At 56.7% G+C, this 13,621-nt stretch carries 18 protein-coding genes and 1 pseudogene; 12 read left to right on the top strand and 7 right to left on the bottom strand.

Going from position 1 to position 13,621, the window contains the following annotated elements:
- The first annotated feature begins 49 nt into the window (after positions 1-49).
- Entirely contained in the window at positions 50-301 is a 252-nt protein-coding gene (locus AB3226_RS25740) for a DUF1652 domain-containing protein (protein ID WP_367375151.1), read from the top strand.
- Between the two features lies 1 nt (position 302).
- On the opposite strand, the pseudogene AB3226_RS25745 reads toward AB3226_RS25740, so the two are convergent.
- Both AB3226_RS25745 and AB3226_RS25750 read right to left on the bottom strand, forming a co-directional pair.
- Positions 303-590, bottom strand: a pseudogene (locus AB3226_RS25745) (LysR substrate-binding domain-containing protein); the annotation flags it as partial.
- Between the two features lie 69 nt (positions 591-659).
- On the bottom strand, positions 660-1,022 hold the full coding sequence (locus AB3226_RS25750) for an NUDIX hydrolase (protein ID WP_367375152.1): 363 nt from the start codon (positions 1,020-1,022) through the stop codon (positions 660-662).
- Between the two features lie 221 nt (positions 1,023-1,243).
- On the opposite strand from AB3226_RS25750, the gene AB3226_RS25755 reads away from it, so the two are divergent.
- Positions 1,244-1,462 carry a DUF2188 domain-containing protein gene (locus tag AB3226_RS25755; RefSeq protein WP_367375153.1) on the top strand — a complete coding sequence of 73 codons (219 nt, stop codon included), beginning with the start codon at positions 1,244-1,246 and terminating at the stop codon, positions 1,460-1,462.
- 46 nt (positions 1,463-1,508) lie between these two features.
- On the opposite strand, the gene osmE is transcribed toward AB3226_RS25755, so the two are convergent.
- The gene (gene osmE / locus AB3226_RS25760) at positions 1,509-1,871 is read right to left on the bottom strand and encodes an osmotically-inducible lipoprotein OsmE (RefSeq protein ID WP_367375154.1); all 363 of its coding nucleotides are present in this window, start codon (positions 1,869-1,871) and stop codon (positions 1,509-1,511) included.
- A gap of 11 nt (positions 1,872-1,882) precedes the next feature.
- Positions 1,883-2,122, bottom strand: coding sequence for a hypothetical protein (locus tag AB3226_RS25765; RefSeq protein ID WP_192342811.1), 240 nt, complete (start codon positions 2,120-2,122; stop codon positions 1,883-1,885).
- A 91-nt stretch (positions 2,123-2,213) separates the two neighbouring features.
- Between AB3226_RS25765 and AB3226_RS25770 the strand changes: the two genes are divergently transcribed.
- The 4 genes from AB3226_RS25770 (at position 2,214) to AB3226_RS25785 (ending at position 4,533) form a co-directional block, all read left to right on the top strand.
- Positions 2,214-3,440, top strand: a complete 1,227-nt coding sequence (locus AB3226_RS25770; RefSeq protein WP_367375155.1) for an RtcB family protein — start codon at positions 2,214-2,216, stop codon at positions 3,438-3,440.
- 98 nt (positions 3,441-3,538) lie between these two features.
- Positions 3,539-3,775: a hypothetical protein gene (locus tag AB3226_RS25775; protein WP_367375156.1), complete on the top strand. Its 237-nt coding sequence runs from the start codon at positions 3,539-3,541 to the stop codon at positions 3,773-3,775.
- Positions 3,776-3,851: 76 nt separating this feature from the next.
- Positions 3,852-4,187 (top strand): hypothetical protein, encoded by a 336-nt coding sequence (locus tag AB3226_RS25780; RefSeq protein WP_367375157.1) that lies wholly within the window; start codon positions 3,852-3,854, stop codon positions 4,185-4,187.
- A 115-nt stretch (positions 4,188-4,302) separates the two neighbouring features.
- Positions 4,303-4,533, top strand: a complete 231-nt coding sequence (locus AB3226_RS25785) for a hypothetical protein (protein ID WP_367375158.1) — start codon at positions 4,303-4,305, stop codon at positions 4,531-4,533.
- A gap of 265 nt (positions 4,534-4,798) precedes the next feature.
- Here AB3226_RS25785 and AB3226_RS25790 read toward each other — a convergent pair whose 3' ends face one another.
- Positions 4,799-4,993 carry a hypothetical protein gene (locus tag AB3226_RS25790; RefSeq protein WP_367375159.1) on the bottom strand — a complete coding sequence of 65 codons (195 nt, stop codon included), beginning with the start codon at positions 4,991-4,993 and terminating at the stop codon, positions 4,799-4,801.
- Between the two features lie 188 nt (positions 4,994-5,181).
- Between AB3226_RS25790 and AB3226_RS25795 the strand changes: the two genes are divergently transcribed.
- Both AB3226_RS25795 and AB3226_RS25800 read left to right on the top strand, forming a co-directional pair.
- Positions 5,182-5,376 (top strand): hypothetical protein, encoded by a 195-nt coding sequence (locus tag AB3226_RS25795; protein ID WP_030130625.1) that lies wholly within the window; start codon positions 5,182-5,184, stop codon positions 5,374-5,376.
- 723 nt (positions 5,377-6,099) lie between these two features.
- The gene (locus AB3226_RS25800; protein WP_367375160.1) at positions 6,100-6,354 is read left to right on the top strand and encodes a hypothetical protein; all 255 of its coding nucleotides are present in this window, start codon (positions 6,100-6,102) and stop codon (positions 6,352-6,354) included.
- Positions 6,355-6,507: 153 nt separating this feature from the next.
- On the opposite strand, the gene AB3226_RS25805 is transcribed toward AB3226_RS25800, so the two are convergent.
- Together AB3226_RS25805 and AB3226_RS25810 are read right to left on the bottom strand one after the other, a co-directional pair.
- A complete protein-coding gene (locus AB3226_RS25805) occupies positions 6,508-6,921 on the bottom strand; it encodes a CBS domain-containing protein (protein ID WP_367375161.1) in 414 nt (137 codons plus the stop codon).
- An 86-nt stretch (positions 6,922-7,007) separates the two neighbouring features.
- Positions 7,008-7,736 carry an SOS response-associated peptidase family protein gene (locus AB3226_RS25810; protein ID WP_367375162.1) on the bottom strand — a complete coding sequence of 243 codons (729 nt, stop codon included), beginning with the start codon at positions 7,734-7,736 and terminating at the stop codon, positions 7,008-7,010.
- Between the two features lie 225 nt (positions 7,737-7,961).
- Between AB3226_RS25810 and AB3226_RS25815 the strand changes: the two genes are divergently transcribed.
- The 4 genes from AB3226_RS25815 to nosR all read left to right on the top strand — a co-directional run bounded on the left by AB3226_RS25815 (position 7,962) and on the right by nosR (position 13,572).
- Complete coding sequence (locus AB3226_RS25815; RefSeq protein ID WP_367375163.1) at positions 7,962-8,405, top strand: CopD family copper resistance protein; 444 nt, start codon at positions 7,962-7,964, stop codon at positions 8,403-8,405.
- Between the two features lie 117 nt (positions 8,406-8,522).
- A complete protein-coding gene (locus tag AB3226_RS25820; protein WP_367375164.1) occupies positions 8,523-9,869 on the top strand; it encodes a coproporphyrinogen III oxidase in 1,347 nt (448 codons plus the stop codon).
- 22 nt (positions 9,870-9,891) lie between these two features.
- A complete protein-coding gene (gene hemN, locus AB3226_RS25825) occupies positions 9,892-11,280 on the top strand; it encodes an oxygen-independent coproporphyrinogen III oxidase (protein WP_367375165.1) in 1,389 nt (462 codons plus the stop codon).
- Between the two features lie 168 nt (positions 11,281-11,448).
- On the top strand, positions 11,449-13,572 hold the full coding sequence (nosR, locus tag AB3226_RS25830) for a transcriptional regulator NosR (protein ID WP_367375853.1): 2,124 nt from the start codon (positions 11,449-11,451) through the stop codon (positions 13,570-13,572).
- Positions 13,573-13,621: the final 49 nt, after the last annotated feature.

Below are 13,621 nucleotides of genomic sequence, written 5' to 3' on the forward strand. Positions count from 1 at the left end.
TCTACTCTGGGTGGATCCAATCGGAAAACCGTCAAGGAGGGCGTCCGCCATGGTTCCACTTGCGCAGCTTCGCCAAATTATTGAGTCCGGTTTCAAGCCGCTGTCCTGCGAATGCACCGTGAATCGCGATGAAACGTTGCGGATCAAGGTCTTCGATCGCATCACCGGGCGGATAGAGCTGTTGATCACCGGTGTATCGCCCGAAGAGTTGACCAGTGTCCGCGATATTTCCAACCTGATCGGCGAACTTCGCACAGAAATGCGCGCCGGGCGCAGAGCCTTTGCCGGTGTGATGGCCTGATTTACGAGTCTTCTCTCGGCAGCAGTTCATCGATCATCTGCAAACAATGATTCAACCCCGGCGATACATCGCCCACGTGCCTGCTGAGAATAATCGGCGAGGTCGCGTTTTCTTCCTGCACCGGCGTGAAGCCAATGTCGTCGCGGTGCAGCAACTGCACTGAGGCCGGCACCTACGTCACCCCGATTCCCGCCCCCACCAGACCGATTGCTGTTTGCAGCTCGTTGGTCCATTGCGCCACGTTGATGTGTACGCTATAGGATTCGAATAACGCGATCACGTGGTCGGCGCCTGGCGTTCGAAACGGCCGGTCGTGGCGTGCGCCGCAAAATTGGCCCGATTCTGGATAACCTGCCGCCTACAAGCGGCGCTGAAACGCTTTGACGATTCTGAGTGTGGCGTCGCTTGTGTTCAGGTTCTGTACCGCGTCCAGCGGATACCAGATGCAGTCGAAGATTTCATTTTGCGGCCGAACCTCTGCGATGTTTACGACCAACGCCTCGTAGACATGGTGCCGGGTGCTGGCGGTTTCCCACTCCATCAAGTACAGCAGGTCGTCGACCTCAAGCCCTGTTTCTTCGTAAAGCTCTCTTGTGGCCGCGCCCGCAGCAGTTTCGCCAGGCTCGACTTTTCCGCCCGGCAGGGTCCAGCGCCCCCTGGGCTTGCGCACGAGGAGGATATGCCGATCCTGCTCGCAAATGACGGTTGCACGTACTTTCATGGGTTACCTGACTGCCGCCTGTCACAAAATAGACATAAAAATGCAATATTCAGACCGAAATCCGCAGAAGTGTCTGCTTCAAGGGTTTGAGTCGACAGGGCGGCTGAAAGTGCAATGAAATGCCGGAATCCTGACGCGACGTCTGGTTGGCACTTCAGTGAAGGTCGGGTGTAAGGTAGTTGAGTCGATCCAGGACTATCACTGCCGAAATGGAGGTGACTATGAGCGTTCCGATGCTGACTAAAATGCACATGAACGGCTATGACGTACTCAGCGTGAACAACGGCCCTTGGCGGGTGTGCACCAAAGGTGACCGGCTTGGAGCCTTTGGCAGCAGAGAGGAAGCGCTGGCCTATGCGGCTGCGCTTCCCGCCTACAGAACCCGGTCGGGCAAAGCGTCGCGTAGCCACAAATCAGAAAGCCAGAAATCAGATAAATAGTGCACTTGAAGCCCCGGTTCGCCGGGGCTTTATAGCAGGTCGGGAATCAGTAACCGCCGCCACCCATCCCGCCTGTGGAGGGGGAGTATTCTCTGGCTCTTTGTTGGGCATGACTCCATTGCGCACAGGTCATGAAGCTTTTGTGGTCGACCTTGCCCGTGCCGTCGAAGCTGACATTGTACGGCTGCTGATGGCCGGCCTGGGTCAGCTTGTAGTCAAAGCAGGTGCCAGGTTCCACCGTGCGCTGCGTTATCGATAAAGGCTGGCCGCCAATCTGCTGGACTTGTTCCTTGCTCATGCCGGTCTCGACCTTGGCGACCAGCGGTTGGTCTCGATAGACGTGTGATTCCGTGTTGCAGCCACCTGACGCCGCCAGCACGGCGATCAGCGCGCATAGACGCTTGTTCATGGCAGCGCTCTCTAGTGAGCTTTCGTTCGAGTGATGGATTTTGCTTTCACTTCTTCAGCATAGCCCGCCAGTCGCTCTTCATCGCCCTGGAACAACGCGCACAGCCTTAGCGTTGCCTCTGCATCCACATCATTGCCGGCCAGGCGCAACTGCTCTGCGATGCGCAAAAGCTCTACCGCCGACCACCTCAGGTCCGAGGCTACACCTTGCAGGTCGCGCCGAAGTTGCTGTTCATATTCATTAAGCCACATGATGACCTCCTGCAATTCCCCGCTACGAAATAGTAATCCCATTTACCTGTCTGGAGCGTTATGTTCGTCTGATCGCAAGAGAGCCGAAATCATGCAACAACCTGTCTACCAACTGCTGGAAGTCGCCAACGGCAAGCCGATCAAACTCTGGACCGAGGGTGTGCCGGTTGAAAGCGAAGCCCGGCAGCAATTGATCAATATCGCGAAGATGCCGTTCATCTTCAGGCACCTGGCGGTGATGCCGGATGTGCATCTGGGCAAAGGGTCCACCATCGGCAGCGTGATCCCCACCGTGGGCGCGATCATTCCGGCGGCCGTGGGAGTCGACATCGGCTGCGGCATGATTGCCGCGCGCACTTCACTGACCGCCGCCGACTTGCCGGACAACCTGCACGGCCTGCGCAGCGCCATCGAAAAAGCCGTGCCCCATGGCCGCACGTTGAGCCGTGGCCGCCGCGATGAAGGCGCCTGGAATCACGTTCCACAGCAAGCCGATCAAGCCTGGGCGGCGCTGAGCTCACGGTTCAAGGCAATCACCGACAAATACCCGAAACTCGCCAGCACCAACAATCGTCAGCATCTGGGCACCCTCGGTACCGGTAATCACTTCATCGAGGTCTGCCTGGACGAGGCCAACCGCGTCTGGTTTATGCTGCACAGCGGTTCTCGCGGCGTTGGCAATGCCATTGGGACCCTGTTCATTCAGTTGGCCCAGGCGGACATGCGCCAGCACATCGCCAATCTGCCGGACCGCGATCTGGCCTATTTCAAGGAAGGTAGCCGGCACTTCGATGACTACGTCGAAGCGGTGGGCTGGGCTCAGGACTTCGCCCGGCAGAACCGGGCGTTGATGATGCAGGCGGTGATTCAGGCGGCGCGGCAAGTGATCCGAAAACCCTTCGAGGTGGCGCTGGAGGCTGTGAACTGCCACCACAATTACGTGCAGAAAGAGCGGCACTTCGGTGAAGACGTCCTGGTCACCCGCAAGGGCGCGGTGTCGGCGAAGAAGGGCGAACTGGGGATCATCCCCGGTTCCATGGGGGCCAAAAGCTTCATCGTTCGAGGTCTCGGCAACGAGCAATCGTTCTGCTCCTGCAGTCACGGTGCCGGTCGGACCATGAGCCGCACCAAAGCCAAAAATACCTTCTCCGTCGCGGACCAGATCCGCGCGACCGCTCATGTGGAGTGTCGCAAGGATGCGGCGGTGATCGACGAGATTCCGATGGCTTACAAGGACATCGACAAAGTCATGTACGCCCAGCGTGATCTGGTGGAAGTACTGCACACCTTGCGACAGGTGGTCTGTGTGAAGGGATAGGAAGGGAAGGGCTTCCATTGGTCGGGAACATTAACGCGAGTGAACAGCTCTGCTGTCGTATTGAGGTAATGATCTATTCGCTAGGGAGGCCATCTCAAATGACGACTACCGATGATTTCAGACACCACGCGCATGAGCTGATCGTTGACCTGGATGCGGCCACCACGGAAATGATGAAACTGATCTCGGCCCATCAGTTGAGCGGCCCGGAATGGGAGCGGGTCACGAAATGGCAGCATGAAGCGTACGAGCGATGGATGACGTACCTGAATGCGAGGTTGTATCCCGATTCCGGCTCGGGGGCCGAGCCGGGGCAGGGCGAAGCCCCGTTATAGAGACATCGCCGGCTGTCCGCTGGATGTATGCATAAGTACAGGCTACATTTCCCGTTTTTCAGGATAAGGAAACGTTATGCGCATGTTGATAGCGGGAATAGCGGTGGCGGTGTTGGCGGGCTGTTCATTACCCGCATCCGTGGTGCCCGGCGAGCCCAATATCAGCAAATACAGCGATAAGGCGCCCAAGGAATATGCCGCGTGTGTATTGCCGTTGTGGCGTCAGGACATTCCGGGATCGACGCAATCGGCGATTTCCAATGGCTACCGGATCACCGCGCCGAGCATCATCACGGCTGACGAAATTCTGGTTATCGTGAGATCAAAGGATGGCAGCCGGGTATCGCTTTACCAGGGGCCACCGTGGGCCAAGTCAGGGGCGCTGCGCCAAGCTGTTCGGGATTGTTTGTAACGTTGTTCGTTTATGGGTGACGGCCTGTGCCGTATGTCGCAGCCATATGTCGGAATCCAGGAACGGTTACTCCTCAACTAACTTCCAAGAGCAAACAGTTCTTGGGAGTTTGGCTATGAATGATGATCGAAAAAAGGCAGCCCTCGATGCCTGGTACCGGCTCTTGAGAGAACCGGAAGCCGGGATGGATTGTGAAGAACACTACGACAAACTGCTGAAAGTGGCGGATGAAATGGAGGGCGCCGGCCTCATCAACAACGCCGAATGGCGTGAGCTGGTGCGCGATGCACGGGGGGCTATTTCCGCTTCGATCGATGGTGTCGGGAGTGGAGTCGTCAGCAGATGACTTAAAAATAGTGTGGATATTTAATGAGTTAGGAGATTTAGTAACTGGATAGTGAGTCAGAATATCTTGTTACAAGTCGCGCGATTGGGTAATATTGCCCCGCGTTCACCACCACGGTTTATGCATTTTTAAAGCCCAGGCGTCCATCAGCTGCCTGGGCTTTTTTTTTGTCTGGAGTTTGGAATGGCTTTATGAGCGCGCTGCCGGCAGAGAGCCAGCAGCGTCAATGGTGAGCGTGATGGACAAACGTTATTGATGCCTGTCGTTACCTGGCCGGATCAGCCCTGCGCCGATCGCTGCCAGATGGGTTGCCAGTGTCAAGAAGCCTCCTCTCGACCAGGACATTTTGCAGGGCCTGGCGTGCCGAAGGGCTTAACTGATCTTCTCTCTCCTTGAGTTCGAGCAAGATGGGGCTGGACCATCGACGATAGGTTTGCTCGGAAATTCGAGTAGATGTCATCTATCTCTCCTTTGATGAATCGCCCGACAACACAGTGGGCGAAGTCCTGTGCGCTAAAAATCCTAGTTGAGGAAACGACTTGTCGCCAGTGAACGGATTGCAATGAGGTGCCGATCATCCTTCGCGACGGGGGTAGTCCACGATTCGGGCGTAAACTTAAGAGGCTACCTCATCAAAAGGAGCCGCATATGATCGCCGACCAAATGAATAGACAGGAGTCGGAGCAAAGCGCTGTTTGGGATCAATACTTCTGTGCCGCGTTGATTGCGGAAAGCAATCTGACGGCACCGGTGGTAGGAGAAGCCACCCACGAAGACAGGCAGAATCTGTTAATCCAAAGGGCCAAAGCACTCGCCGATAAGATGCTGGAAAACAGAAGATAACCGGAGCCCGGCCATTGCGCTGGGCTCTTCACTTTTTGATGTTCTTATCTTTCTTCCAAGTGAACGCTCCTTGGTCGAGGATCGTCTACAGTTGGTAATTCATGGATACGGAGATCGAACATGAAGTGCCTAATCTGTCAGGCTGTCTCTAATACGGTTCACGCGGCTGGAGACTGGTCAGAAGTCAAATGCCCGGCCGGATGTGGACACTACAAGGTCTCGGCGAACCTTGTGGCGAAAATGAAATTCAAGAACGAGTTCTTTGACATCGAACGCACAAGACGATGGCTTAAAATGTCCCGCAATGATGAGCCGGTGCCGTTGATATCCACCTACGATTACAACGTTTCCTTATTGCATCGTGACACTGAGGATAGGTCGGTCATCGCGCCGATTCGCTCCAGGCAGCCGCTGACTTCGGATTAGAATTCGTCTGTCCTGGCTATAACCCTGTCCCCCGTAGGAGCTGCTGAAGGCTGCGATCTTTTGACCTTCAGCGGCTCCTGAAAGATCAAAAGATCGTCCGAACGCGGCCCGAGCCTTCGGCAGCGCCTACAGAAGCTCACGCAGGTATTGCTCGATCTATCGACAAAAAAACAAGCAACCTCCATGGATAGCCCCTGTCGATATCAACATGTCCCCGCTATTAGTTACCCTCCCGATCCGGGTTGTCAGCATTGATGGCGGGCTGAAAGCGGCTAACTGAATGATCAGGCGGTGGCTATGAACTGTCCTCTGTGTGGAAACACTAATGCGCTGGAAGATCTTTCGTTCGGGGGCGGCTTGCGCATTTATTGTGAGCCGTGCGGTGGTTTCTATCGGATTTCAACAACCCTGAATGGCTTGGCCGACGCAAAGACCTATGACACCGAGCGCGCTCGAGCCCGGCTGAAAAAGAAACGTGAAACCGACAAATTGGAAGATCAAGAGCCGGCGCTAGGCGCGGAGGACAAAGACCTGCTCGTCGAGCCAAACTGATGTGTCGTGCAATCAACATGCGACCCAGCGAACGACGCACTGGGTGTGGAAAGGTTATCTCGGCGAGACTGTTGCAGCAGCTGTGTGCTAAAGGACTCGCCTGACCCTGAAGCCGGGTTTCGAACGGGATCCCAGGCCAGGCGAGCGGCCCGGTCAATGAGCCTGTGCCACCCCGCGCAAAACCGTAGCAGCGGCAGATTGAGATCGAGTGCTGGCGATGTTTCCCAGCGATACGACACCCACCAGACGCTTGTCTCGGTTGAGCACGGGCAGGCGACGCAGTTGCACGTCCGCCATGTTCTTTGCCACCTGCTCTATGTCTTCATCCTCAAAGCAATAGCGGATGCCGCCAGTCATTACTTTACTGATAGGGGTTTTGCCGGGGAGTCCTTCGGCTACGGCTCTAATGGCTATATCCCGGTCCGTGATCATGCCAATCAGACGCTCTTGTTGCTCAACCATGATGGCGCCGCTATCGATCCTGGCCATCATGTTCGCGGCTTCCTGGATCGTCTGGCTTGGCTTGGCTGTTAAAACATCTTTCGTCATAACTTCCGAAATCTTCATGAAAAGACTCCTTTAAAGTGATGCTTCAGTGATTAAGGGCTGCCAATTTCTTCGACTTTGGAGGGGACGTGCGGGTTCAGATTGTTTTATCTCCGCTCGTCATGGTGGCGGGGCGTCACAGGAGATTCAGGCGGGCCGTCGATAGGCTCTATCAGTTCTGAGCCCTGGTTCCTCACATTGCCCACGGCCACGTCCACTTTGAACCATTCGAAGACGTCGCAAGGTTCGCGTTCCTGCAGGAGTATCTGCTCGGCGCGCTCCTTGGGCGTGTAGGGGTCAATCCATTCCCGGGCCAGTTCGGGATTGAGCGTCACAGGCCGACGGTCATGAATATCCACCATGCCGCCTTCACTGTCCGCGGTGATGATCACGAAGCCGTCATGCTCATCCGGTTCCTTTTCGTACCTTGGATACTGACCAATGGCGGCGCACAGGATCGGCGCGCGATCCTTGCGACGGATCAGGTAAGGCTGTTTCTTCGGGCCACCCTCGTAAACCCATTCAAACCAGTTGTCGATGGCAATAATTGCCCGGTGCGGCCATATATCCTTGAAGAACGGGTCGTGGGCAACTTTCTCAACCCTGGCGTTGATTGGTGTCGCGTGATCCCTGGCCCAGTGCGGTCGCCAGCCCCAACGAACCCTGTCGGCGTGCAGCACGCCGCTTTCTTCGTGGAAGAGGGCGAGCTGAGTCGACGGCGCGGCGTTGTAGAGCTCGAGCGGCTGTTCGCCAGCATTATTGACCAAGGCGTTGGGCATACTCAGCACCGCCACGAATTCGTGAATGCCTCGATACTGCGAAAGTCGTCCGCACATGGCTGAGCCCTCATGCTGAAGCTTAAGCTTAGACAATAGTTTCAAGGTGAGCTTTGAGGCTGTCTAACCCGCATGGCCTTCAAAAAAAGGATCGCCGCTTGCGTTCGCGACACGCGGCCAGGACGCATCCGGGATTCGCGGTTTTCTTGATTGATGTCAATCACCTGAGTCGACCTGCTCTGTATTCTCTGGAGAAACCGACAGCTGAATAGAGGGAGAACATTCATGCTCTATCCGCTGTTTCTAACCTTTCATCTGTTTGCCGCCCTGATCTTTATCGGCACGGTGTTTTTCGAAGTCCTTTTTCTGGAAAGCATCCGCAAACAGTTGCCCGCCAAGGTGATGCTGCTGGTCGAAGAGAGTATTGGCCGCCGAGCCCGCACCCTGATGCCATGGGTGCTGCTGGTATTGTTCGGCGCGGGGCTGGGCATGGTCTGGCTGCGCTATTTGCCCGTCCTTGCAACGCCAATGGCCTCATCGTTCAGCACCTTGTTGCTGTTGAAAATCATGGTCGCCGTGAGCGTGCTGCTGCATTTCCTGGCCGCCATGTTTCTGTTCAAAAGCGGCCGAATGAACGCTCGATACCTGCATTTCATCCATGCCAGTGTGTTCTGCCATATGGTCGTCATCGTCCTGCTGGCCAAGGGTATGTTTTACCTGACGTGGTGAGCGGCCTTGCCCCAAGGTCTGTCCTGCAAGCAGTTGGCTTGCGCTTGATACAAGTCAAGGAGCATTGCTCGCCAATCCCGGACACTGTTGATCCGCAGCCAGTCTCGGAGACCTGTCATGCTCGATTTTTCTCACGCCCCCGGCGATCTGATCGCTCGGTGCGATCAGGGCGTACTCGACCCCAACTGCCATGCCGACACGCAAAAATTTCATGACGGCATCGGCTCTCTGGATTTGCTTCGTGCCTTGCGCGTCAGCCGCCAGAAACGACGCCCGATCGCCCTGAACGTGCAGTTGCCTTCCAGCCTCAAGCCAGCCTTTTGTTCCCCGCGCGATGTCGCCTGCGAGCACGGCGACATCGAACAGTACCTTCAACGCCTGGAACAGGAGATCGACCTCGCCGGTTGTCATCTGGGAGCGGAGCAACGGGTCGAACAATTTCATCTGAGCGGCGGAACACCCACCATCGCTCATCTCGAACACCTGATGAATCATCTGCGTGGTCGATTCAACTTTCTCCAGCATGAGTGCGGCGACTACAGCGTCGACGTCGACCTTCACCCTACCGATTGGTCGACCATGGGCGCATTGCGCAACCAGGGATTCAATCACGTCAGCATTGGCGTTCCGGATATCGATACCGACTGTGACATGTCGGTGGCCTGCTACCAGAACCCGGCCCCCATTCATTCACTGATCGATGCCGCCCGCACCTTTGGTTATCGATCGATCAATGTCGATCTGGGTTTTGGTCATGCCTGGCAAACGCCAGAAAGCTTCGCGCTGAAGCTGGCGGCGATCATTGAGCTGGAGCCGGACAGGCTGATGGTGTTCGACTATGCCCGACCACCTCGCCGTTATCGTCCAAGGCTCGGCGACAAGGTCAGGGAACTGTGCAGCCAGGACGATAAAGGCGCGATGCGCCAGATCGCCTTCGAACAGTTGATCGCCGTGGGCTATCACTACATCGGTATGGGGCAGTTTGTGCGGCCCGACGATGATCTGGCGATCGCTCAGGAGCGCGGCCGGTTGCGTCGCACCTGTGACGGTTTTACCCGTCACGGCTATTGCGACCATATCGGCTTCGGTCTGGGGGCTATCAGTCAGATCGACGATTTGTATACGCAAAACACCGATGTAATCGAGCGTTATCAGCAGCAACTGGACCGGGGTCAATTGCCGACGTCTCGTGGCTGGCGTTTCGAGGCGGGGGATCAGATAAGGCACATGGTCATGGAGCGACTGGCGTGTGATCAAGAGCTGGATATCCGCGCCATCGAGCGGCGCTATGGGCTGATTTTCTCCAAGTATTTTGCATCTGTCTGGCCATTGCTGGAGCAATTGAGTCGTGACGGGTTGATTGAATTGTCGGACCGTTTTATCAGCATTCTTCCCGCCGGTCGGCCGGAAGCAGATGCCATCTGCAACCTGTTTGAAAAGGATTTGGGCAGTGCAACGCATTAACCCACCTGCGAGTTGATTGATCATGAAACCTGCATTCGATTTCGATCGAGCCCTGGTCGAGAAGTATGACCGCCCCGGGCCGCGCTACACCTCTTACCCCACGGCGCCACAGTTTCATCAGGCGTTTGCCGTCGACGACTATCAGCGTGCCGCCTCCGACAGCAACCTGGCGGCGGTGCCCAAGCCATTGTCGGTGTATATCCATATTCCGTTCTGCAAGAGCCTTTGCTACTACTGCGCCTGCAACAAAATCATTACCCAGAAAACCCATCGGGCGGTCGAATACCTGACGTACCTCAAGCGTGAAATCGTGATGCAGGCCGCGTTGTTCGACAGCACGCGCAAACTCACGCAACTGCACCTGGGCGGGGGCACGCCGACGTATTTGACCAGTGAACAGCTGGCGGACCTGATGGACTGTTTGCACCAGGCATTCGACATGGACGACAGCGATGACCATGAGTTTTCCATCGAGGTCGATCCACGCACCATCAACACCGAGCAGATCCAGTCGCTGCGTCAATTGGGGTTCAATCGTCTGAGTTTTGGCGTGCAGGACTTCGATCCCGACGTACAAGCCGCGGTCAATCGGCAACAAAGCGAAGAACAGATTTATGCGTTGGTCGCGGCAGCGCGTGAGGCGCAATTCAAGTCGATCAGCGTCGATCTGATTTACGGCCTGCCACTGCAAACGGTGAACAGTTTCGACGTCACCCTCGGCAAGATCATCGCCCTGCGTCCGGACCGGATTGCCGCTTACAGCTACGCCCATTTACCGGAGCTGGTGCGTGCGCAACGGCTGATTCGCCCGGCGGACATGCCGCCACCGGAGCGCAAGCTGGAGTTGCTGGAACTGACCATCCGCCGTCTGACCGAGGCCGGTTATGTCTATATCGGCATGGATCATTTCGCTTTGCCGGATGATGAACTGGCGTTGGCCCGCACCCATGGCACCCTGCAACGCAATTTTCAGGGTTATTCGACCCATGCCGACTGCGATTTGATCGGCCTTGGGGTGTCTTCGATCGGCAAGGTCGGTGACAGCTACAGCCAGAGCGTCAAGGAGCTTTCGCAGTATTACGCCCGTATCGATCAAGGCTTGTTGCCGGTGCATCGTGGTTATCGCTTGAGCGCCGATGACTTGCTGCGCCGCGAAGTGATCAGCGACCTGATGTGCCACGGCAGGATCGATTTCGCCAAGTTCGAAGCGGGTCATGGCATTTGCTTCACCGAGTATTTTGCCGATGCGCTGGCGCAACTGGACGAGCAGGTGCGTGACGGACTGTTGCAGATTCACAGCGACGAATTGGTGCTGTTGCCGCAAGGGCATTTGATGATGCGCAGTGCCGCGATGGCGTTTGACGCCTATCTGGGAGGGGAGCAAAAAGGCCGGTTTTCCCGCACCGTTTGAGGCGTCTGGACGCTATAGGTGCAAGGAGTTCCATTGAGTTGATTTCAATCAAGGGCAGGGTGCACAACGCTGCCTAACATGGCCGCAAGCCCCTTTGAAATCAGCGAGTTCATGACAATCCATCAGCCTTCGACACATGGCAACCTGCGCATCTGGAGCGTCGGGCTGATGGTGATGGTCTTGCTGATGATCGCAGCGTTCGCGACGGTGCAGGCCAAGTCATACGGTGACATCGAGCAGCAGCGCATCGAGAAAGTCTTCCCTCAAACCGATTCGGTGTCCGCAGCCGAAGGCAAGTTCAAGGTGCGCACGCTGTCGGCGGCCGGCAAGGTTATCGGGTACGTGTTCCAGAGCCTGGATGTGGTGGATATTCCGGCCTACTCGGGCAAACCCATCAACACCCAGGTGATCCTCGACACCGCCGGCGTGATTCAGGACGCCTATGTGCTGGAGCACCACGAACCGATTCTGCTGATCGGCATCCCCGAAGAAAAACTCCACGGTTTCAGTGCCCGATACAAAGGGATCAAGGTCAGCCAGCGGGTGGTGGTCGGCCATTCCAGCGACCCGAGCGCGGTCACCGTGGATGCCATCGCCGGCGCAACGGTCACCGCTATGGTGGTCAATGAGGTCATCATGCGTGCCGCCCATGAGGTGGCCGTATCGTTGAAGCTGATCGAGGACAAGGGCGGGGTGGTGAACAAACCCGCCACCGTGCGCCAGGATTTTTACGAGCCCGCCACCTGGGAGCAACTGACCGGAAACGGCGCCATTCGCCGGTTGAACCTGACCCGTGGACAAGTCGATGCAGCCTTCAAGGGCACCGAAGCCGAAGGCGTCGACAACGCCGGCCCGGATCAAGTCGATGACACCTTTATCGAGCTGTACACCGCCGACTTGAACCCACCGACCATTGGCCGCGCGCTGCTGGGCGACAATCAATATCGCTTCCTCATGCAGGAACTCAAACCTGGCGAGCAAGCCATCCTGGTGCTGGGTCGTGGGCTGTTTTCCTATAAAGGCTCGGGTTATGTGCGCGGCGGGATTTTCGATCGGGTGCAATTGCGTCAGTTCGGCAACGTCATCAGCTTTCGCGACATGGACCATCAGCGGCTCTCCGACGTATTTGCCAAGGGCATGCCCGAGTTCAATGAAATGTCGATTTTCATTGTGCGCAAACCGGCGGGGTTCGATCCGGGATCGCCCTGGTCGCTGGAGCTCCTGGTGCGGCGTCAGACGGGACCGGTCAGCGGCACCTTCAGCAGCTTCGAACTGCCTTATCAACTGCCCGAGCCCTACCTTGAGCGACCCGCGCCCAGTGCCGAGGAACGGGCGGCCATCGAGGAAGCCAGCCGGCCGATGTGGTTGAACATCTGGTACCAGAAACACTTCCAGATCGCCGTCCTCGCGAGTGCGTTGTTGCTGCTGACGGCCATCCTGTTCCTGCAAGACAAACTCACCCGCCGGCCACGCTTTCTGCACTGGCTGCGTCGTGGTTACCTGCTCTTTACCGTGGTCTTTCTGGGCTGGTATGCCTTGGGGCAATTGTCGGTGGTCAATGTCCTGACCTTTGTTCATGCGCTGTTCGAGCACTTTCGCTGGGAGCTGTTTCTCACCGATCCGCTGATCTTCATGCTCTGGGTCTTCACCGCCGCGAGCATTTTGTTGTGGGGCCGTGGTGTGTTCTGCGGCTGGCTGTGCCCGTTTGGCGCCTTGCAAGAGTTGATCAACGAAGCCGCGCGCAAATTGAAAATTCCCCAATACGAATTGCCCTTTGCGGTGCATGAGCGGCTGTGGGCGATCAAATACATCATTTTGCTGCTGCTCTTCGGTATCTCCCTGGAATCGATGTCCACCGCCGAACTGTTCGCCGAGGTGGAACCCTTCAAAACCGCCATCACCCTCAAGTTCGACCGCCAGTGGTGGTTCGTGCTCTACGCGGTGGGGCTGCTGGTGATCAACCTTTTCACGCGCAAAGTCTATTGCCGCTATATCTGCCCCTTGGGCGCGGCGCTGGCGATCCCGACCAAATTGCGCCTGTTCGACTGGCTCAAGCGCCGCAAGGAGTGCGGCAGTCCCTGCCAGTTGTGCGCCAAGGAATGCGAGATCCAGGCGATTCACCCGGATGGCCGGATCAATGCCAATGAGTGCCACTACTGCCTCGATTGCCAGATGACTTACCACAACGAAGACAAATGCCCGCCGCTGATCAACAAGCGCAAGAAGCGCGGCAAATCGGCACCCGTGGCGGTGCAACTGATACCTGTCGTGCAAGTGCCGGCTGCTGAATGAAGCTTGCGAGCGCATGTGCGCAGTGACCGTTTTATCTCTTCAAGGAGTA

It is taken from the genome of Pseudomonas lini, assembly GCF_964063345.1.
Classification (GTDB): domain Bacteria; phylum Pseudomonadota; class Gammaproteobacteria; order Pseudomonadales; family Pseudomonadaceae; genus Aquipseudomonas; species Aquipseudomonas lini_B.

Bases quoted from the DNA above. Each gene is read 5' to 3' on its own strand.
- AB3226_RS25740 (WP_367375151.1), top strand. From the start codon at position 50: ATGGTTCCACTTGCGCAGCTTCGCCAAATTATTGAGTCCGGTTTCAAG.
- AB3226_RS25750 (WP_367375152.1), bottom strand. From the start codon at position 1,022: ATGAAAGTACGTGCAACCGTCATTTGCGAGCAGGATCGGCATATCCTC.
- AB3226_RS25755 (WP_367375153.1), top strand. From the start codon at position 1,244: ATGAGCGTTCCGATGCTGACTAAAATGCACATGAACGGCTATGACGTA.
- osmE (WP_367375154.1), bottom strand. From the start codon at position 1,871: ATGAACAAGCGTCTATGCGCGCTGATCGCCGTGCTGGCGGCGTCAGGT.
- AB3226_RS25765 (WP_192342811.1), bottom strand. From the start codon at position 2,122: ATGTGGCTTAATGAATATGAACAGCAACTTCGGCGCGACCTGCAAGGT.
- AB3226_RS25770 (WP_367375155.1), top strand. From the start codon at position 2,214: ATGCAACAACCTGTCTACCAACTGCTGGAAGTCGCCAACGGCAAGCCG.
- AB3226_RS25775 (WP_367375156.1), top strand. From the start codon at position 3,539: ATGACGACTACCGATGATTTCAGACACCACGCGCATGAGCTGATCGTT.
- AB3226_RS25780 (WP_367375157.1), top strand. From the start codon at position 3,852: ATGCGCATGTTGATAGCGGGAATAGCGGTGGCGGTGTTGGCGGGCTGT.
- AB3226_RS25785 (WP_367375158.1), top strand. From the start codon at position 4,303: ATGAATGATGATCGAAAAAAGGCAGCCCTCGATGCCTGGTACCGGCTC.
- AB3226_RS25790 (WP_367375159.1), bottom strand. From the start codon at position 4,993: ATGACATCTACTCGAATTTCCGAGCAAACCTATCGTCGATGGTCCAGC.
- AB3226_RS25795 (WP_030130625.1), top strand. From the start codon at position 5,182: ATGATCGCCGACCAAATGAATAGACAGGAGTCGGAGCAAAGCGCTGTT.
- AB3226_RS25800 (WP_367375160.1), top strand. From the start codon at position 6,100: ATGAACTGTCCTCTGTGTGGAAACACTAATGCGCTGGAAGATCTTTCG.
- AB3226_RS25805 (WP_367375161.1), bottom strand. From the start codon at position 6,921: ATGAAGATTTCGGAAGTTATGACGAAAGATGTTTTAACAGCCAAGCCA.
- AB3226_RS25810 (WP_367375162.1), bottom strand. From the start codon at position 7,736: ATGTGCGGACGACTTTCGCAGTATCGAGGCATTCACGAATTCGTGGCG.
- AB3226_RS25815 (WP_367375163.1), top strand. From the start codon at position 7,962: ATGCTCTATCCGCTGTTTCTAACCTTTCATCTGTTTGCCGCCCTGATC.
- AB3226_RS25820 (WP_367375164.1), top strand. From the start codon at position 8,523: ATGCTCGATTTTTCTCACGCCCCCGGCGATCTGATCGCTCGGTGCGAT.
- hemN (WP_367375165.1), top strand. From the start codon at position 9,892: ATGAAACCTGCATTCGATTTCGATCGAGCCCTGGTCGAGAAGTATGAC.
- nosR (WP_367375853.1), top strand. From the start codon at position 11,449: ATGGTGATGGTCTTGCTGATGATCGCAGCGTTCGCGACGGTGCAGGCC.